The organism is Streptomyces sp. NPDC027189, assembly GCF_055566975.1.
Genome location: NZ_JBVHRI010000030.1, coordinates 41,083 through 60,216, shown reverse-complemented (window position 1 = coordinate 60,216; position 19,134 = coordinate 41,083). Strand labels below are relative to the sequence as shown.

General features: G+C 67.7%; 16 protein-coding genes. 1 reads left to right on the top strand and 15 read right to left on the bottom strand.

Annotated features, from left to right (window positions below; translation table 11 throughout):
• The first annotated feature begins 335 nt into the window (after positions 1-335).
• Entirely contained in the window at positions 336-1,331 is a 996-nt protein-coding gene (locus tag ACZ4RZ_RS42455; protein ID WP_467752941.1) for a hypothetical protein, read from the top strand.
• 18 nt (positions 1,332-1,349) lie between these two features.
• Here the strand turns inward: ACZ4RZ_RS42455 and ACZ4RZ_RS42450 are convergent, their stop codons facing one another.
• From ACZ4RZ_RS42450 to ACZ4RZ_RS42380, 15 genes are all read right to left on the bottom strand, one after another.
• Positions 1,350-1,925: an SRPBCC family protein gene (locus ACZ4RZ_RS42450; protein ID WP_467752905.1), complete on the bottom strand. Its 576-nt coding sequence runs from the start codon at positions 1,923-1,925 to the stop codon at positions 1,350-1,352.
• Between the two features lie 460 nt (positions 1,926-2,385).
• The gene (locus ACZ4RZ_RS42445) at positions 2,386-3,336 is read right to left on the bottom strand and encodes an alpha/beta hydrolase (protein ID WP_467752904.1); all 951 of its coding nucleotides are present in this window, start codon (positions 3,334-3,336) and stop codon (positions 2,386-2,388) included.
• A 32-nt stretch (positions 3,337-3,368) separates the two neighbouring features.
• Complete coding sequence (locus ACZ4RZ_RS42440) at positions 3,369-4,313, bottom strand: NADP-dependent oxidoreductase (protein ID WP_467752903.1); 945 nt, start codon at positions 4,311-4,313, stop codon at positions 3,369-3,371.
• 946 nt (positions 4,314-5,259) lie between these two features.
• Positions 5,260-7,452 carry a xanthine dehydrogenase family protein molybdopterin-binding subunit gene (locus ACZ4RZ_RS42435; protein ID WP_467752902.1) on the bottom strand — a complete coding sequence of 731 codons (2,193 nt, stop codon included), beginning with the start codon at positions 7,450-7,452 and terminating at the stop codon, positions 5,260-5,262.
• On the bottom strand, positions 7,449-8,432 hold the full coding sequence (locus tag ACZ4RZ_RS42430) for an FAD binding domain-containing protein (protein ID WP_467752901.1): 984 nt from the start codon (positions 8,430-8,432) through the stop codon (positions 7,449-7,451). The genes ACZ4RZ_RS42435 and ACZ4RZ_RS42430 overlap by 4 nt, the downstream gene beginning before the upstream one ends.
• Positions 8,433-8,440: 8 nt before the next feature.
• The gene (locus tag ACZ4RZ_RS42425) at positions 8,441-9,082 is read right to left on the bottom strand and encodes a (2Fe-2S)-binding protein (RefSeq protein WP_356951089.1); all 642 of its coding nucleotides are present in this window, start codon (positions 9,080-9,082) and stop codon (positions 8,441-8,443) included.
• Positions 9,083-9,725: 643 nt separating this feature from the next.
• Positions 9,726-10,604, bottom strand: coding sequence for an LLM class flavin-dependent oxidoreductase (locus tag ACZ4RZ_RS42420; RefSeq protein ID WP_467752900.1), 879 nt, complete (start codon positions 10,602-10,604; stop codon positions 9,726-9,728).
• 160 nt (positions 10,605-10,764) lie between these two features.
• Positions 10,765-11,295 (bottom strand): cupin domain-containing protein, encoded by a 531-nt coding sequence (locus tag ACZ4RZ_RS42415; protein ID WP_467752899.1) that lies wholly within the window; start codon positions 11,293-11,295, stop codon positions 10,765-10,767.
• A 249-nt stretch (positions 11,296-11,544) separates the two neighbouring features.
• Positions 11,545-12,405: an alpha/beta fold hydrolase gene (locus ACZ4RZ_RS42410; RefSeq protein ID WP_467752898.1), complete on the bottom strand. Its 861-nt coding sequence runs from the start codon at positions 12,403-12,405 to the stop codon at positions 11,545-11,547.
• A gap of 61 nt (positions 12,406-12,466) precedes the next feature.
• The gene (locus tag ACZ4RZ_RS42405) at positions 12,467-13,639 is read right to left on the bottom strand and encodes a DUF5624 domain-containing protein (RefSeq protein ID WP_467752897.1); all 1,173 of its coding nucleotides are present in this window, start codon (positions 13,637-13,639) and stop codon (positions 12,467-12,469) included.
• 50 nt (positions 13,640-13,689) lie between these two features.
• Positions 13,690-14,784, bottom strand: a complete 1,095-nt coding sequence (locus tag ACZ4RZ_RS42400) for a hypothetical protein (protein WP_467752896.1) — start codon at positions 14,782-14,784, stop codon at positions 13,690-13,692.
• A gap of 21 nt (positions 14,785-14,805) precedes the next feature.
• Positions 14,806-16,155: an FAD-binding oxidoreductase gene (locus ACZ4RZ_RS42395; RefSeq protein WP_467752895.1), complete on the bottom strand. Its 1,350-nt coding sequence runs from the start codon at positions 16,153-16,155 to the stop codon at positions 14,806-14,808.
• Positions 16,156-16,203: 48 nt separating this feature from the next.
• Positions 16,204-16,956: an SDR family NAD(P)-dependent oxidoreductase gene (locus ACZ4RZ_RS42390; RefSeq protein WP_467752894.1), complete on the bottom strand. Its 753-nt coding sequence runs from the start codon at positions 16,954-16,956 to the stop codon at positions 16,204-16,206.
• A gap of 84 nt (positions 16,957-17,040) precedes the next feature.
• On the bottom strand, positions 17,041-17,685 hold the full coding sequence (locus tag ACZ4RZ_RS42385) for an isochorismatase family protein (protein WP_356950993.1): 645 nt from the start codon (positions 17,683-17,685) through the stop codon (positions 17,041-17,043).
• A 518-nt stretch (positions 17,686-18,203) separates the two neighbouring features.
• Positions 18,204-19,118, bottom strand: a complete 915-nt coding sequence (locus ACZ4RZ_RS42380) for an NADP-dependent oxidoreductase (RefSeq protein ID WP_467752893.1) — start codon at positions 19,116-19,118, stop codon at positions 18,204-18,206.
• Between the last annotated feature and the right edge of the window lie 16 nt (positions 19,119-19,134).

Genomic DNA, 19,134 nt, shown 5'->3' with positions numbered 1-19,134 from the left:
ACTTGGAGATGGGCAGCACACGGGTTGGTGACGGACCCTGTGCGCACGGACATCTGTAGGCATGACGCGACGCAAGGCAGTAATCATCCCCTCGGTCCTCCTCTCCCTCAGCGCGCTGACGGTCGCCACGCCTGCCATGGGCGCCACGGCGCACGGTTCACCGGCACCGGCGTCGAAGGCATCTGCCTCCTGGCAGCGCGGCGCAGTCGGCCCACCAGTCTCGATCCATACCTGGAATACCTGCGACAACGCTGGGAGGAAGGCGAGCACACCACAACGGTGCTGCACCAGGAACTCGTTGCAAGGGCTACCGCGGCCACTACCAGCGGATCAAGATGGCCGTCGCGCCGCTGCGTCGGGGCCTGCCGATCGACACGGAGGGGGTACCGGTCACGCTGCCGGTGGCCGGCCCTCCCGGCAAGCCGTACCAGCCCGCCGTCGCACAGGCCGGCGACCTGCTGCACTACGCGACCATGCGTGACCAGTGGGAGCGCCGCAGCCAGGGCAAGGGCTCCAAGGGGCAGCGGTACTACGACTGGGCCTGGTTCGACGTGGTCCTGCCCGGCCAGGAGCCCGCCGACGGCTTTGCCCATCATCTGCTCATCCGCCGCTCCACCAGGAAGAAGCAACTCGCAGGCGGGCGCGTGGACTTCGAGTACGCCTACTTCCTCGTGCACCACCGCCGCGACGCCGCCCAGCCGGAGGCCGTGTGCCGGGCCGGAGTGCGCTGGAAGATCGAAGAGAACAACGAGCAGGCGAAACAGATCACCGGGCTGGGCCAGTACCAGGTCCGCCGCTGGAACTCCTGGCACCGTCACGTCACCTGCGCGATGCTCGCCCTGGCCTTCCTGACCGTCCCACGCGCCCAGCACCCCGAACAGCAGCCGCACCGGAGAACGACGCGGTCTCCGACCACGAAATTGATCAGGACGATGAGCAGGGAAAAGCCGGACAGACCAGGGAGACCAGCGCCTACCGCTGATCCGCCTGACCGTCCCGGCACTCGCCGGCGTGCTCGCCGCCACCGCCCCCGTCGGCCACCACGAGCCCGCTTACCACCTGCGGCAGCACCACTGGCGAGCCCTCCATCAAACCCGGGCAACCGCCAGCCACTACAAACGGCGCGGCGACCCGCTACCCGCCTCCGCCCCTGGCGACCACCACCCCCACAACCGATCACACCACGAAGACCTGAGGCTGTAGTACGAGGCCATCAACGGCCCGAACACCTCCGCGGCTCCGCCCTCGGATTCCGCAACCTCACCAACTACATCGCCAGATCCCTGCCGGAAAATGGCGGCTTCAGGCCACTACTACACCCTGGATTGTGAAGGGCCAAAAAACCATTCCTACGAGTTGTTTTCTTCCGATTCGATCACTTGCAGGCACCTCGCGAGGGCGGCCACCATGTATCGGCGCCAGAGGGGAGTGAATGGACCGGCGAGAATCCAGCGACGACCCGGAAGCGGCTTGAATTCGTAGGTCCACCGAATGACGGTGCCATCGCCGTCGGGATTGAAGTTCCATTCACCTCGAACGCCGGCCGCGAGTCGGGAGAGGATGTTCGTGAATCCCGTCAGTTGATACGCAAAACTAGAGCCTTCCGTGTACTCGATCAACTGTTCGTCGGCCTGTGACCCGTCGTCGAACTGCGGGTTCCTGGTAGGACCGACGTGATCCCATGCTTCGGTCTGGTTTGCCACACCTTTGACACCGGGAAACGGTGCCACCCGGTGGAAAACTCTCGACAGGTCGATGGGAACGATCAGTCGGAACGCGTTGGCGGGCGTGACCGAAGTTCGCCGCTGGACTGTGATCGGAACAGTGTTGTCGGCTGAGCCGATAAGGAGGGGTATCGCCTGGACCACTGCGGCCCCCTGGGGCTCGGTCGCTTTCTTCGCCGCGATCGGTTTCTTGTCGGACATCGATCTCCTGTCTTGGTGCTGCGTATCCACTGTGAAGCATTGACGAACATAAAATGCTTCGAGTGGGAATCAAGCAGATTCGTGATGTGAGTGACCCGACCCCGGCCTGAACATCGAGTGCCTGCTTCACCTCCTGACGGCGGTCAGCAGTCTGCCGCCGTACGGGGGACAAGCACCTGCGTGCCAGCGCCGAGGCGCTTCGGGGCGACGTCGAGGTAGGGACAGCCCTGCATTCCGGCGGGCCCTTTCCTCGCTGAACCAGGGACCGTTCGACGAACGGTTCAAGTTCCGTACTGCGTGCCTTGCCGCCGCCATCTGAACGGAGGCGTCTCCTCATCACTCCTATGTGGGCGTGCGGTGATGCAGCAGCGATCGTTTTTGCTGAGAGTCGTTGAGGTAGTGCAGCGATATGTGGCTGGAGACGTGGGTTGGTAAGTGACAGCAGGTCGCTGGTCACGGCTCAGATCGACTTGAGCACCCGGACCCGATCGGCGATGGCACGCCGCGCGACGTCGGCGCCGAAGGCGATGGAGTCGAACTCGTGCGGTGCGCCGGGGTGAAGGTGGAACTCCACCGGCACGCCGGCGCGGCTGAGCTTGGTCGCGTAGGCAGTGTCCTCGTCGCGGAAGACGTCGAGTTGGCCGACCTCGATGTAGGCCGGCGGCAGGCCGGTCGCGTCCTCGAGCCGGGCGGGAGCTGCCGTGGGCGGGACGTCGGGGCCGCCGACGTCCTTGCCGAGCAGGGCCGGCCATGCGGTGCGGCTGTCGTCGTAGGACCACAGCAGGTAGGGCTCGATGTGAGGGTCGGGCGTGGTGGTGCGGTCGTCGAGCATCGGCATGAGCAGGATCTGCCGGGCGATCTGCGGGCCGCCGCGCTCGCGGGCGAGGATCGTCAGGGCCGCTGCCATGCCGCCTCCGGCGCTGTCGCCCATCACACCGATACGGTTGGCGTCGAGGCCCAGCTCGGGGGCGTGTTCGTGCAGCCAGCGCAGTGCGGCGTAGGCGTCTTCGAGCGGTGTCGGGAAGGGGTGCTCGGGGGCGCGGCGGTACTCGACCGACAGCATCGGCACGCCGCTGGAGGACACGTAGCGGGAGACCGGGCCGTCGAACAGGTCGATGTGGCCGAAGATGTATCCGCCGCCGTGGAAGAACAGCACGGCCGGGCCGGGCGTCGCGCCGTCCTTGACGTACCAGCGCATTTTGATCTGTGTGCCGTCGTCTGCGGTCGCGTAGTGCTCGTGGGTCGTCACGTCGGCCGGGATGGGCTGCGCGGCTCCCGCGGCGCCGATGATCGGTTCCCACATGGCGCGGCGGCCCGCGATGTCGCCCACAGTCGGCGGCTTGGCCTCGGCCATCGCGCCGGCCATCGGGGCCAGCGCCTCGGCGATTTCGGGATCCAGGGACAGTGTCATGGTCTTTTCCTTTCGAGGCTGGTCGGTCGGTGTCAGGCGGCGGGTGCGACGATGACGGCCTTGCCGTGCAGCTCGCCCGTGGCGGCCTGGGCGTGGACTGCCGGCAGCTGCGCCAGCGGCACTCGCTGCGCGACGTCGACGCGCAGCTCGCCGGAGTCGATCAGTGCCACCAGCCGCGACAGCTGGTCGGCGTCGCTGTTGACGAACAGGTCGATGCCGCGTACGCCGCGTTGTTCGTCGCTGGGTGCGGGCATCCACACCGTGGTGTTCACCAGCACTCCACCGGGAGCGATCAGGGTGGGCAGCGCGGCCAGCTGCGCCGGGTCGATCGGTGCGAGGTTGAGCACGACGTCGACCGGCTCGGTCACCGCCGCGCTCACCTCGGTGGCGGTGTGGTCGACGACCTCGTCGGCACCCGCCGCCTCGACGTGCTCACTGCTGCGCGGGCCGGCCGTGGCGATCACGTACGCGCCGGCGTTCTTGGCCAGCTGCACGGCGTAGCCGCCGACCGCTCCGCCCGCACCGTTGATGAGCACGCGCTGCCCCGCCGCCAGCTTCGCGTGATCGAACAGCGCCTGCCACGCGGTGAGACCCACCAACGGCAGCGCGGCGGCATCGGGCAGCGGAATGCTCCGAGGCGCCGACGTCAAAATCCCGGCCGGAGCCACCACGTACTCCGCGGCCGCGCCATCGCCTGCCATCGGCAGGAAGCCGACGACCCGGTCGTCGACTTCGAGGTCGGCCACGCCCTCACCCAGCGCTTCGACCGTACCGGAGACGTCGATGCCGGGAGTGTGCGGCAGCGTCACCGGGATGGGGCCCTGCATGAAGCCCCCTCGGATGTTGCCGTCGACGCCGTTGAACGATGTCGCGGCGACCCGCACCAGAACCTGCCCGACGCCGGGAACGGGCTGCTCGACGTCCTCGTAACGCAGGACGCTCGGGTCGCCGTACTCGTGGAAACGCACTGCCTTCATGGGAAATCCTCGTCTCTCTATGTACGTGAAGTGCTGCGTTTTTCGAAGCACCAACTTCGATGTGTGAGCCGACCGGCAGCCGGCGGGGCTAGACGCCTGCGGGTGCCAGGGACCGCAGCTCTTCGTGGCTCGGTGAACCGGGCACGGTGGAGAAGATCAACAGTTTCTGGGCCTGGTCGGGGTCCACCAGCCGCTGAGCAGTACGACTTGAACTCGAGGAGGTGGCCGAGCTGGCTGGTACGTCGGTCGATTACTGCAGCCGGATCGGGTAGCAGCTTGGTCCGGCCGCGGGGAAGTCCGACGTCCTCCGGCTGCAGCACCTCCCGGCGTACCCGAAGAGAGTCGGCCGGCAGTACCCGATTCATCTCGTCCTCCCGTGCTCGACTCATCAAGCATCGCGTGAGCCAGAACCCGGATGAAGGCCGTACTTATCCACGGACAAGTTGTCCGTGGCAAACCATGCGATGCAGGAGAGATGATCCGCTTGTCGTCACAGAGCACCAGATGTTCATTCCGCGTCATCGACCGGTCCGGTACACGCGAGGAAGGTTGTCGGACTCGACGTCGGTGAGCTGCAGTGTGCTTGCGGTCCCGGCACGAACATCGCTTACTGTAACGGCCGGGGTGCTCTGTCAAATCGGCCAGCAGCGGGATCCGGCGTGGCTGACCACTCCGCGGCCGCCGGCCGAGACGACAGGCTTGGGACGCGATTCGATAGGGCGCACGCAGAAAGTGCCTTCCTGCTGTGGTGACAGAAGCCCTGGACAAGCCTCATCATCCCAGCTCAGAAGGCACTTTCGGGTTTCCGCTCAAGATGCGGACGCGGCAGTAAGTGAAACGCGGAGGTTAAAGCAACGGCATTGCCATACCTTCTGCAGGGGAGAAAGTCGTACCAGCTCCGGAGGCCGGGCGCCCCGTTGCGGGGCCACCAAGAGGGTGATGGGGGTCAGAGCAGGAGCTCGGGGGTGATGGGCAACTGGCGGATGCGCCGGCCCGTGGCGTTGAAGACGGCGTTGGAGATGGCCGGCGTGACACCGACGCAGACGATCTCGGCGAGTCCCTTCACACCGATCGGGTCGGCTATGCGGTCCTCGCCGCCCGCCAGGTAGATCGCCCTGATATCGGGTATGTCGGCATGCGTCGGAACGAGGTAGTCGGCGAAGTTGGCGTTGACGATTCGGCCGTCGCGATGGTCGGTGATCGTGTGTTCGAGCAGGGCCGCGCCCAATCCGCCGATCATTGCGCCGAGTGCCTGACTGTCGGCGAGCGCGGGACTGATGATACGACCGGCATCGTAGACGCCCAGCATGCGCCGGACCCGCACCAGGCCGAGCCGGGCGTGCACGGCGACCTCCGCGAACGTCGCCGCGTAGGCGTACAGGGAGTACCTTGCGGGTCCTTCCGGCGGAGCCCATGAGCCGAGTACTTCGAGGTAGGCGGAGTTGTTGCGGGCCAGCAGGCGCTGGTACGTCTCCCCCCGCCCCGGGGCGTCCTTTACGTACAGCCGGCCGCCGCGCACCTGGACATCGGCGGGGTCGGCCCCGTGCAGCGGAGAGCCCTCGTCTCCGACGGCGAGGGCGATGGCCTTTTTCCGCAGCTTGTCGCAACCGTCCTGCACGGCGGATCCGACGCTCGCCATGGTCTGCGATCCGAAGTGTCCCGGGGCCGGAGGCAGGGTCGAGTCACCGAGCCGAAAGATCACCCGGCGCATGGTCAGGCCCAGGGCGTCGGCGGCGACCTGTGTCATGGACGTAGCGGTGCCGGGCCCCATGTCGCTGGTCCCGGACTGGACCAGGGCGGTGCCGTCGGCATTCAGCCGCACGGAAGCCTGGGCTGCGGCGCGCTGGGTGTCATATACGCCAGCGGCCATGCCCATGCCGAGGTGCCAGTCGCCGTCGCGCCTGGAGCCAGGTTTCAAGCTCCGCCGTTTCCAGTCGAATTCGCGGGCGCCGGTGGTGTAGCACTCGCGCAGGCGGCGGGTGGAGAACTGAAGACCGTTGGACTGGTCGTCCACGGGTTCGTTGCGCAGACGCAGTTCGATCGGGTCCATGCCCAGTTCATGGGCGAGTTCGTCCATCGCCGACTCCAGGGGGTAGGCACCGCTGGAGTATCCCGGGCCACGCATCCACGTCGGTGTGTTGACGTCCAGGGGGACGGACCGGTGGACCTGCTTGACGTTCGGCGTGCTGTAGAGCATCCGCCCGGGGACGAGAGTGTCCTCCAGGTGCGTTTCATAGCTGGATGTCTCGGAGTCGACGTCGTGCACGGCAGCGGTCAGACGGCCCCGCCGGTCGCTGCCCATCCGAAGCCCATATGAGTACGCGGGCCGGTAGCCGATCCCGAAGTACAACTGCTTGCGTGTGAGTACGAGTTTGACGGGACGGTCCACCTGGCGGGCGGCCATGACCGCGATGACGGAGTGCACCCAGGTACGGAAGGCGTTGCCGAAGGCACCGCCGAGCACGGGCGAGATGACATGAATGTTCTCCGGCGGTATCCCGAATTCGCCCGCCATGTTGAACGTGGCGAACTGGACCGCCTGGGTCTTCTCCCAGAGGGTGAGCTTGTCCCCGTCCCAGCGGGCGACGATGCCGGCTGGTTCCATCGCGTTGTGGTGCTGGCGGGCCATCCGGTACGCCAGGTCGAGCTGGACGTCGGCGGATTTCAGTGCCTGGTCCGCGTCGCCCCGTGCATAGGTCTCGGGGTCGTTGGCCGGAGGCGCCGCGCTCATGTCGGTCGAGGGGCGCTCGGCGTGGTAGGTGACCTGCATCAGGCTCGCGGCGTGCTGGGCGATCTCGAGCGTCGTGGCCACCACGACCGCGACGGGCTGTCCGAAGAAGCGCACTTGGTCGTCCTGGAAGGCCCTCAGCGGCTCGCCTGGTGGGTAGCCGTTACTTTCGACGGGCGGAAGCCTGGGAGCGTTGAGGTGGCTGATGACGGTAAGGACACCGGGCTGGGCGAGGGCGGGACCTGCGTCGATGCCGGTGATGCGGCCGCGGCCGATGCTGCTGTCGACGATGACTGCGTGAACGACGCCGTCGGGGTTGTTGTCGCCGGCGTATTTCGCTTTCCCGGTGACCCGCAGCCGTGCGTCCACCCGGGCCACGGACGCGCCGACGGCGGCTTGTGGCTGGCTCATGAGGTGCCTCCGACGGTGCGCAGTTGCTGCTCGACGGTACGTTTGAGCAGCTCGACCTTGAAGCCGTTGTGCCTGAGGGGGTGCGTGCCTTCGGCCGCATGGCCGGCGGCCTTGTGCCACAGCCGGTCGGAGGGATGCTCGCCGATGAGGGCTTGTTCGACGGCCGGCAGCTTCCAGGGCACCGTGCCCACACCGCCGGCGGCGACCTTCGCATCGAGGATCTTTCCGCCGCGGATGTGGAGGGCCACCGCTGCCGATGTCAGCGCGAACTCGTAGGACTGGCGGTCGCGGACCTTCAGGTACCCGGACTTCAGCGGGCGGGGCAGGGCAGGAATCTCCACCGACGTGATCAACTCACCTGGCTGAAGCGCCTGTTCGCGGTCAGGTGTGTTGCCGGGCTGAAGCAGGAAGTCCGTGATGGGGATGGTGCGCCTGCCCTTGTCCGGAGCCATCAGGTGGACGTTCGCCTCCAACGCGGCGAGCGCGACAGCCAGATCGGACGGATGTGTGGCCACGCATTGGTCGGAGGTGCCGAGGATCGCATGGCTGCGGTTGAAGCCGTTCAGTGCGGCGCAGCCGGAACCCGGTTCGCGTTTGTTGCAGTCGGCGGTCACGTCCCGGAAGTACGTGCAGCGGGTGCGCTGCATCATGTTCCCGCCGATGGTGGCCATGTTGCGCAGCTGGGCGGAGGCGCTCAGCTCCAGCGCCTGGGAGATGACCGGGTAGCTGTCACGTATGGCGGGGTGTGCTGCGGCTTCCGCCATGCGGACCAAGGCGCCGATGCGTAGGCCGCCGTCCTCGGTACGGTCCACACCGTGCAGCGGCAGAGCGGTGATGTCGACCAGGACATCAGGACGCTCCACGGTTTCGCGCATCAAGTCGACGAGGGTGGTGCCGCCGGCTATGTATCGGCCGCCGCGCCCACCGGCCTCGAGGGCTTCCGTGGTGTCGGATGCCTTGGTGATGGTGAAGGGGTGCATCGTCCACCTCAGTTCTGGCCCGCGGCCTGCTCGACCGCGCGAACGATCTTGACGTAACAGCCACAGCGGCAGAGGTTCCCGCTCATCCACTCCCGGATCTCGTCGGACGTTCCGGTGTGGCCTTCCTTGATACAGCCGACACCGGACACGATCTGGCCCGAGGTGCAGAAGCCGCACTGATAGGCGTCCTGATCTATGAACGCTTGCTGCAACGGATGCAGTTGGTCGCCGTCAGCCAGTCCCTCGATGGTGGTGACCTCGACGCCGTCCAGCCGGACGGCCAGGGTCAGACATGAGTTGACGCGGTGGCCATCGACCAGGACGGTGCAGGCGCCGCAGGCTCCGGCATTGCAGCCTTTCTTTGAACCGGTCAGGTCGAGGTGTTCGCGCAGCAGGTCGAGCAGAGAGGTGCGGTTGTCGACGGTGACAGCGTGCCGGACGCCATTGATCGACAGGTGAACGGTGCCGCCAGGAGGCCCTTCGGCGGCCACTGCCTCCGGGCCGCCGAGGGCAGCCGGCGCCGTGACCAGTCCGCCGACGACGACAGCCCCTGACACGGCCGTGGCCGTCGTGATGAACGTGCGCCGAGACGGTGCCGAAGTGGCCTCGGCAGTGACAGATCTGTCAGGCTCGGGATTTTCGACGGACACGCTCACTCTCCTTCGCGTCAGGGTGAGAGCTGTGGGTTTTTCGGTAAGGGCTCGGGGAGCGGCGTGCCTGTTCCTCGGTTCGAGGGGGCTGCAGGATGGTCATGGCTGGTCCATCGAGGTCGGTGGGCGGCGGTGCCGTCCTCCTGCCTCCCACCCTGCCTTGCACCGCTGCCCGGTCTTTGCGTCTTGCAGTGTTCACTCGTGCTCAGCACTGCTCACACCGATAACGCCGACGTTCTCGGCTAACTGGACAGGCGCGGCGGCGGATGGCTGGTCCCACATACGTCCTCCTGTGCTCGACTGATCAAGCATCGCGTGAACCAGAATCCGGATGAAGGCCGTACTTATCCATGGACAAGTTGTCCGTGGCAAACCATGCGGTGCAGGAGAGATGACCCGCCTGTCGTCACACAGCACCGGATGTTCGTTCCACGTCATCCAGAGCGCTGCGGTGCTCCGAGGCGACGCCTCGCGCTGCGAGCAGGGCGTCGGACTGGGCAGCGTCGAGCGGCCGCACGACGCTTTCGGCGAAGAGCGGTGGCCGGTGAGAAGCAAGACGCTGCGCTGGGGAGGGAAGGGCTGGGACGGGTACAGCCGGTGCCGTTGGGTCAGGGGTGCTGCCCGGCCCGAGCGTACGGTGTGGTCAGGTCTTGCGTGCGAGGGCTTCGCGGACTGCGGGTACGACTTCGGCGGCAAACGCGCGGATCTGTCGGGTGTGGTCTCGTTCGGGCCAGATGACGAAACCATTCATCCCGACGGTGCGCACGAGCGCGACAAGGTGCTCGGCCCACTGGGCGGCGGGCCCCTGGAACGGGCCGGCCGACTCCGGCTGGATGACACCGGCGATGTTGTAGACCCGGCGGATCGTGTCCGGATCGCGGCCCGCCGCCAGAGCTGCGTCGTCGATGCGGCGGACAGCCGTGGGCAGTGCGTCGAGTCCGAGGTAGGCATGCGAGGGAAGCCAGCCGTCCGCCTTCTCACCGGTCAGCGCCAGCGTGCGGGGCCCGTACGAGCCCAGCCACAGCCCCAGACCGGGGCTCGGCGCCGGACCGGGATGGACGCCGGCGAGCGAGTAGTGCTCGCCGTGCGTCCGCACACTGCGCTCGCCGCTCCACATGGCCCGGATGACGGTGATCGCCTCCTCAAGTGCGTCGACGGCCTCTCTGGGCGTGCGACGGGAGCCGCCCATGGCCTCGATGGCTTCCCAGAAAGCGCCGGCACCCAGGCCGAGCTGGACCCGGGAGCCGGTCAGTCTGTCCAAGGTCGCCGCAGCCTTCGCCAGCACCGCCGGCGGACGCAACGGCAGGGAGCTGACCGTCGGGACGAGCGTGACGTGTCGCGTCCGCGCGGCCAGGAAGGTGAGCAGTGTCCAGGTGTCGTCGAACGCCGCCTGGTACGGGTGGTCCTGGATGGTGAGAAGGTCGAGGCCGAGACTGTCGATGAGTAGTGCCTGCTCACCGGAGCGGCCGACGGGGAGGGCACTTGGCTCTACGTTTGCGCCGAACAGGACAGGGAGGGGCATGAAAGTCTCCTGAGCGACCGGCGCTTGCTCGACGTCGGCCGCGGTGGTCGGAAGCGGGAAAGGAAACGGGCCCGCCGTCGCCTCGGAGGCAGTGCCTTCGAGACCGGGCGGCAGCCAGGGGGGCGCTGTTCCGGCGCGGGCACTCGGGTCAGTGAGCGGTTCAGCGTGGCGGGCCGAGGATGACGCCGCCGTAGAGTTCGGATGCCTCCGCCAGAAGGGACTTGGGGATCTCGAAGCCCTCGGGGCGTGGGGTGGCGAGGTCGCGTCCGGCGTGGCGGAACATGCCCTCGATGCCGCCGGGTGTGGCGATCATCAGGAGGTCGGCGCGGTCGGAGGTGATGCGGTAGGCGTGCGGGACGCTGCGGGGCAGGTACACGATCCCGCCCTCGCGCAGTTCGTGTTCCTCCTCCCCTGACCAGACCAGGGCCGTGCCCTTGATCAGCATGAACACCTCGTCCTCGCGGGTGTGCAGGTGCAACGGCGGGGCTTCGCCCTTGGCGACGTCGAAGCGGCCCACAGTCAGCTTGCCCTCGGTGGCTTCCGTGTCGAGCAGCACGGAGAACGTTCCCCCGTCGAGCCATTCGAGCTTCTGCTGCTGCTCGGGCTGCGCCAGATAGGCCATCGTCATGAGAAGTCCGTTCTTGGAGGTCGGCGGGGATACTGGTCCGGCCCGCCACTCGTAGGCGGGCATGGGCATCGGCGAGTGTCCGGGAATCAGGCACCCAGGGTGCGGCGCCCCCAGACGGAGCGGGCGACGGCAAGATCCGGTGCCGAGAGGGCAGCAGCCGGGGGGCGCCTCGAAGATGTGGAAACCGCCGGCCCGGACGTGGAGTTCGGCATGCACGCCGCAAGCCCACAGACGGGAGGCAAGATCCTCGTTGCGGAAGGCCTGCGCGGAGCCGACCTCGACAAAGACCGCAGGCGGACCAGCGGTCACTGATCACGGGCCGGGTACGGGGCGATCGTCGATGAAGGAGAGCAGTAGGGAGTTGACGAGGTCAGGGCGCGTGGCGAAGGCGAAGTGGTCGGCGCCGGGGAGCTCGGCCAGACGCGCATGGGGGATGGTCCGGCGGAGGTAGAGGGAGACGCTCGCAGGTACCTCCTGGCCGATCGTGCTGCTCATCACCAGGGTGGGGACCGTGATGGCGGGCAGCAGGTGACGGTCGTCGTCGAGTGAGATGTTGTCGAAGAAGCCGAGCAGGGTCGCAACGCCCGCGTTGTAGCTCATGTCCCGGAACCACGAGCCGAGCTCCGCGGCGCGGTCAGGGCCGATATCGGCGAAGACCAGGCCCGGGTCGAGGACTGCGTCGGTGAGTCCCGCGATTCCGTTGTCACGGGCGGCATCGGTGAAGTGGGCGATGCCGATGTCGTCGAAGCCGTACGGCCAGTCGTCGCCGCGACGGAACTTGGGTGAGCCGTTGAGGACGGCCAGCTTGCCCAGCAGCTGGGGGTGTTGAGCGGCGAATCTCAGCGCGACGTGCCCTGCGGAGGCGAAACCGATCACTGTGGGGCTCTGCAGGCCGAGGTGGGTGATGAGGGCGGCGAGGTCGGCGGTGTACAGCGCGGTGACGCTGTCCACGGCGGGGGGCAGTTTGTCGGAAGCCCCGTAGCCGCGTAGATCGAGGAAGACGTTGTGGGCGTGAGGGTCGAAGAACTCCTGTTGGGCGGCCCAGGAGCGGGAGTCCAGGGGCAGGCCGTGCACCCATACGACGGGGTGGTGGCCGGTGCCCGTCTCGTAGTAGGCGATCCGGCCGCCGTCCACGTCGAGATGGTGGGCTTGGTCGAAGGTCAACGGGGGCATGTGTTGTGCTCCTGGCTTCGGGCGGAAGGTACCGCGGCACGGGACCTTCCGCTTGCGGTGATCACAGGCCGGTCGGGTAGGTGACGTTGTCCAGGCCGGGTACGGTCACCTGGGCCGGATCGTTGTCGGCGGCGACGAGCTGGCTGACGGCGAAGTCGGTGACCGAGCCGGACAGCAGCTGCCTCGGGTCCTCCAGCACCATGCGCAGGCGGGTGGTCATGGCGCGCCAGTCGTTCGCGCCGTGAATGACGGGCATCTCGCTTATCTCGTTGACGGACGGGTCGGAGATGTCTGGGAGGGTGAGCTGTCCGGGGGTGTAGCGGGGCAGTCCGGGGAACATCAGATCGCCGAGTTCCACGGTGGCGCGGGTGTTGGACCAGATCTGGCGCAGCGGCTCTTCCAAAGCTGCCACCTCGGACAGGTCACCGTTGGGCGGCGTGGTGAAGGTGGGCGCGTGGGGTGCCATGTAGAGGCGTTCGAGAGGCAGTTGGTAGCCGGAGGCGCCCAGGAGCATGGTGGCGACGCTGGAGGTGTTCCAGGTGACACCGGCGGTGGGACGCCCCTGCTTGCCGGCGATGACCGCCATGGCCCGACTCCAGTCGATCTCCTGCTCACGGAACCAGCTGATGATCCGGTGTGAGATGTCCAACCCGGTGAGGAAGAACGTGGCGATCATCATGTGAGTGATGGTTCCGTGCCCTTCGGCACTGCCCTTTTCCAGGTACTCGCCGCGCAGGGTGGCGGCGTCGAGACGGCTCTCGTCATCGAGAGCCGCGCTGAGGAAGCGGTCGGTGACGGCGAAGGTGTAGTCGGCCATGTCGGCGATGGCCTGCTCACGGCCGCGGTAGGTCTCGACCGCAATGGTGTCGCGCCACAGCTCGGCGCTGTTCGCCTCCCGGCTGCGCCGCACCTGGGCCAGAAGCCGCTCCGCGTCCGCGCGCCAGCCGAGGGCGCCGTACTTCTTCCGCAGCTGCACCAGGGTGGCGAGGGCGGGGCCGAGGTGGGAGATCCCGGCGAGTTCCTTGAAGCCCTTGGTGGAGAAGCGGAAGCCCTCGACCGTGGGGGGCTTGCCGCCGCCGGGGTAGAGCGCGAATTCGGTGCCGGTGGCGACGATCAGTGGCGCGTCGGCCGTGTCGGAGGCCGCGGTACGGGTGAGGTGGGAGCCGATGCTGGTGGGACCGGCCGTGTAGGTGGTGAACAGGTCAACGAGCTCAGGGCTTTCGTTGGCGGTCATGGACGTTCCTTGTCGCTGAGTGGAGGAGCGGGACACAGGAATCGGAGAACTCAGAGGGTGAAGCGGTAGAGGACCGTACGGGCGGCGAAGCGCACGTCGGCGGTGAGGCTGTGGGAGACGGCGATGAGCAGACCCTCTTCGTCGTCGTGCAGGGTGGCGACGTCGGTGGCACCCGTCGTGGGGAAGGTCTCCGTCTGCACCAGCTGCCCGTCTCGCCACTGATAGATCTCGGAGTCGAGGTCGGTGGTCGGTTCTGCCGGTGTGCCCAGCACGAAGTTCACGCGGACGATGTACACGGTCCCGTCCGGACCTGGCACGACGACGAACTCACGTGCTCCCTGTCCGTGCAGCGTCTGATGGACGACGAAACGGGTGCCGTCCCAGCGCAGCAGCTGCGAGTCGCTCTGCAGCCGGGCGACCAGCAGGAAGAATTCGCCGTCTGCGGTGAAGTGTGCGAACGCGCGGCCGTGCCGGTCGGCCAGCTCCTGGTGGGGCCGGAACTCCTCACCGTCGAAGCGGTAGAGCACCGACGGGCCCACGTGCTCGGCGTGCGCCAGGAAATGGTGACCGTCGACGGTGAAGGCGTGCCAGTTGTAGGCCCACCGTGAGTCGATGTCCTGGAAGTGGGCGAAGCGTTCACCGTCCCAGAGGAAGATCTGCGAAGGCCGGTTGTCTGCCTCCTGTTCCGGAAGGACGACCCCTTGGGCGAGGGCCAGGAAGTGCCGGTCCTCGATCGTGAAGTGCCTCCACTGCTTGGCGGCGAAACTGTCGAAGGACTGGAACTCGGCGAAGGATGTGCCGTCCCATTCGAGGACATGGGACGAGGTGGCATACCGGTACGGGCCGTTGCCCGTACGGATGCTGGCCACGGCCAGGAAGGCACGGTCGCCGATACGGAAGAACTCCGCGTCCTCGCCGCCAGGCGCCGGTACGCGCTGGAACGGCTCGTATCCTCGCTCCCCTCGCTTGAGCAACAGCAGATCCGTGTCGCTGTCTCCTCCGTTCATGTTCGCCGTGGTGTCCGGCATGTCATAGGCGAGCTGCGGTATGGCGAGCAGATGCATGCCGTCCAGGTCGAAGGGCTCGACGGCTCGTGCACCGGAGGTGGGGACGGACTGGATTTCGGTCAGGTGTGTGCTGGGCATCGGGTGGTCATCTCCTCGGTTTCAGTGCGGGAACGGCACCGACGGCAGGGCAAAGTTGTTGTCGAAGACGTGGTCGGGGTCGTACTGCGCCTTGAGTGAGACCAGCCGGTCGAGTACCTGGCCGGGAAAGGCGTCCTGCAGTTGTCTCCGCCCAGTACGGGTTTCAAAGCTCAGGTAGAGCCCGTTCACATGCGGCTGGAGCCGTTCCCAGTGCTCGTCGAGGCCGTCGCGCAGTGCGGGCACTGTGGCGGCCATCAGGGAGAAGTTCTGGGTGCGATGCGAGTAGGCCATGGCGGTGGGCGGTGTGTCGTTGACCGCTGCGCCGACCGAGCGCAGCTGCACCATGCCAGCCGCCTTCATGAGCGCTGCCATGCTCTCGGCGGCGGGCGGGGTGATGTGGTCCAGGAGTCCGGAGCGCGACACGGTGAGCGGTTGCTGCGCGTGCTGCGGCTCGTGTCCGGCGGGCAGCAGCCTTTGGTAGGGAGTGACGGTTGCGTGGTTGCGCAGGACCGGCCCGGCCGACAACAGGGGGGCGAGAGCCGCGCGGGCCTGCGTCGCGTCGGTGCCGGCGTACACGGTCATCGCCTGGGCCGCAGCTGCTCTCCCGCCGGGACCTGCGACGAGCGTCAGGAAACTGGTGAGCGAGCGGGGCGCCGCCTCCACTGCTGCCGCCCACCAGGTGAGGAACGCGGCGGTGTCGGCGGCGTCGTAGACGGTCATGGCGACGATCACATCGCGCACCGGCTGAGCCTGGAACTCGAAGGCCGTCGCCACCCCGAAGTTGGTTCCCGCCCCGCGCACGGCCCAGAAGAGGTCCGGGCGGTGTTCGGGGTCGGTGCGGATGACAGACCCATCGGCCAGGACGAGTTCGGCGGCACGCATGTGATCGATGGTCAGACCGTGCAGACGGGACATGAGGCCGATACCGCCGGCGGTGGCCAGTCCGCCGACCCCGACATCTCCTGTGTCTCCGGAGGACAGCCCCAGGCCGTGGGGTGCGAGTGCTGCGGCGACGTCTCCCCAACGGGCTCCCGCTTCCACGCGTACCAGGCCGGACCGGCTGTCAAGGATTTCCACGGTGTTGAGCCGGGAGAGGTCGATGACCATGCCTTGGTCGTTGGTGGAACGGCCGCTGATGCCGTGGCCGCCGCTACGGGCGGTCACGGGAACCCCGATGGTGCGGGCATGAGCCAGCGTGTCCGCTATGTCTTGGTGGTCGCGGACGCGGATCACGGCAGCTGGGGATCCGAGGCGGGTGTAGGTGTGCCGTACGGCGTCGTAGTCACGGTCGCCGGGCCGGATGGTGACCGTGGCAAGGCTCTCGGGAAATGTGTGCTTGGGTGCAGGCGGTGGGCCGGCGGTGGTCTGCATCGATGCTCCCGCGTTGTCCGTGTGCATGAAGGGGCTTTTGTGCATCCGTCACTTCGGCGGTGTGGTCCGTACACCGTGGGCGCGGGTCACCAGGTACTGGAGCGGGTCTTTGGTGTGTGAGCCGTCGCCGGCGATGAGGCGGCCCGCGTGCCGGCCGAGGTCCTCGGCACTGAACCAACCGGGGCTGTCCGCTCCGATCGCGGCACGCGGGCGGGTGCGGATGGGCCCGATGATCAGCTCGTGGACACGGGGACCGGCGCCGCCCAGTTCCGCCGTGAGGGAGCTCACCAGCGACTTCTTCGCCGCGTTGGTCGCCCCCACGAGTGCAGCGAACGGATAGGGGATCTCCGCGCTGAACCCGCTCAGATGCACCAGGGCACCGCCCCGGGACAGCAGCGGGGTGAGCGCTCGCAACGCGTGAAAATGACTCGTCAGGTTCGACGCGATCATCGACTGCCACTCGGCGTCGGATGTCTCGAGGATGCCGGTGCGCTCCGGGCTGCCCCAGTCGCCGATAGCGATGACGGCACCGTCCAGCGCACCGTACGCGGACAGTTGGGCGCGCACCGACTCGCTGTCCGCGTCACCGACATCGACCGTGTGGGTGATCAAGGTGCCCTCACCGGCGTCCTTGACGTAAACCGCGAGGCCGGCCAGTCGTTCCTCGCTGCGGCCGGTAGCTACGACGGTGGCTCCCTGGCGCAGCAGCGCGAGAGTCATTCCCTCTCCGATGCCGCCGGTCGCGCCCGCCACCACGACGGTCCGGCCGGACAGCAGCAAGTTCCCCTGTATGTCGTTCACGGGCGAGATCCCTTTCCTGAAGGCCGGGGGGGCGGGCCCCGCAGGGTGGGAGTGGGGGCGGGCCGGAGCCCGCCCCCCAGGGGTTCAGACGGCCGTGGCGGCACGCTTGCCCAGTTCGAGGGCGTGAAAGAAGGTCCGGGCACTCATGCCCATGGACGGCACGTTCTCCTGCATCAGCCGCATGCGGTGCGGAGCGTCGTGGAACTTGGGGTCGAGCTGGAACTCGGCGGCCAGGGAGAACCAGGTGACCGGTACCGCGCCGGCCTGGACCATGCGCTGCACCGCCGCGTTGTGTGCCTCGAGCGAGGGGCTGGCGGAGGCGTCGACGGCCACGTGCACGCGGTAGCCCTCGCGCAGGCCGCCCAGCACCGTCTGCAGCACGCATCCGTCCGTGGCGACGCCGCCGACCACCAGGTTCTCCCGGCCTTCGTCCCGGACCGCCTGGGCGAACGACTCGTCCAAAAAGGAGTTGAAGTCGACGGCACGCTCGATGACCGGCTGGTCACCGATGGCCTCCAACAGCTCCGGGTACAGCGGGCCGGACGGCTTGCTCGACTGACCGTTGGTCACGACCAGACCGCTTTCGTACCACTTCGCCGTCTTCGCCAGGCCCACGACGTTGTTGATGTGTTCAGCGAGGTTGTGGGAGCGCAGAAGGTTCGCGAAACCGACTGCGTAGTCGACGAGAACGACGGTGGTGTTGGCGGGGATGAGGGGCTCAGGAGTCATGACGAAACTTCTTTCTGATCGAAGAGAAGGACAGCGGCGCGTTGGTCGCGCAGCGGTGGGCAGGTGCCTTGGCGCCCTGGTGACCGCTTGGTCACTAACGAAGGGACGCCGACTCCGGGTCCAATTCCCAGACGATCACTCAATCTGGAAACTCAAGGAGACAGCGGCCGACTTGTAAGCTTTTATCTGACCAGCCACTCTCCACTCGGGGCGTTCCCACCTGGTGTTCAGGCCGAGGCGTACGGGAAGCTCGCCGAGGGGCCGGCGCAAGCTGAGACGGAGCGGTTCTCCTTCCCAGGCGGTGTCGACCGGATCCGGGCCCCGGGTCGCGGCTCGGTATGTACCGGCCCGCCCCTGGGACTCGCCCGACCTGCCCCCTTGCCAGGGCCGAGAGGCCTACTCGCCTGACGGGACCTGGTGACCGCGTTTGTTGACCGACTGCTTGATCGCGTATGTGGTCGTGGTGAACGTGTCGATCTGCCCCGCTGTCAGGCCCTGTACGCTCGTGGGAGAGGGGGTCAGTCGACGGTGAGGACGAGCTTTCCGCGGTTGTGGCCGGCGTCGCTGGTCTGCTGGGCCTTGGCCGCGTCGGCGAGCGGGTAGGTCGCGCCGACCGTGGTCACCAGTGCGCCGTCGGCGGCCTGCTGGGCGAGTTCCGCCAGCCGGGCGGCCGAGCGCCGCGCCGGGCCCTCGGCGAAGACGACACCGAGTTCGCGGGCCCGGAAGTCGGCGGTCGTGACGATCCGGTCGGTGCCGCCGCGCAGGGTGATGGAGTCCTCCAGCGCGCCCTTGCCCGCAGCGTCGAACACGGCGTCCACGCCGCTCGGGGCGGCTGCGCGGACCCGCTCGACCAGGTCTTCTCCGTAGACCAGCGCGGTGGCGCCGAGCGAGGTCACGTACTCCTGGTTGGCCGGGCCGGCGGTGCCGATGACACGGGCGCCGCGGGCGACGGCGAGTTGGACGGCGACGGTGCCGAGTGCGCCGGACGCGCCGTGGATCAGCAGGGTCTCGCCCGCCTTGACATCAAGCAGGTCCAGGACCCGTTCGGCGCCGTCGCTCGCCACCGGCAGCGCGGCCGCGTGCGTCCAGTCCAGGCCGGCCGGCTTGGGGGCGAGGACGGCCGCGGTGGCCAGTGCGTACTGGGCGTAGGCGCCGGTGTCGGACCAGCCCAGCACCTCGTCGCCCACCTTGAACAGGTCGACGCCTTCGCCGAGGGCGTCGACGACCCCGGCGATCTCCCCGCCGGGGACGGCGGGCAGGGTGGTGGGGAAGATGGCCTCCATGATCCCGGAGCGGATCTTTCCGTCGACGGGGTTGACGCCTATGGCACGGACACGGACACGGACCTGACCGGGCCCGGGCTGGGGCACCTCGATCTCCGCCTCGTGCAGGACCTCGGTGCCGCCGAACGTGTCGAAAACGATGGCCTTCATGACTGTTGTCTCCTTC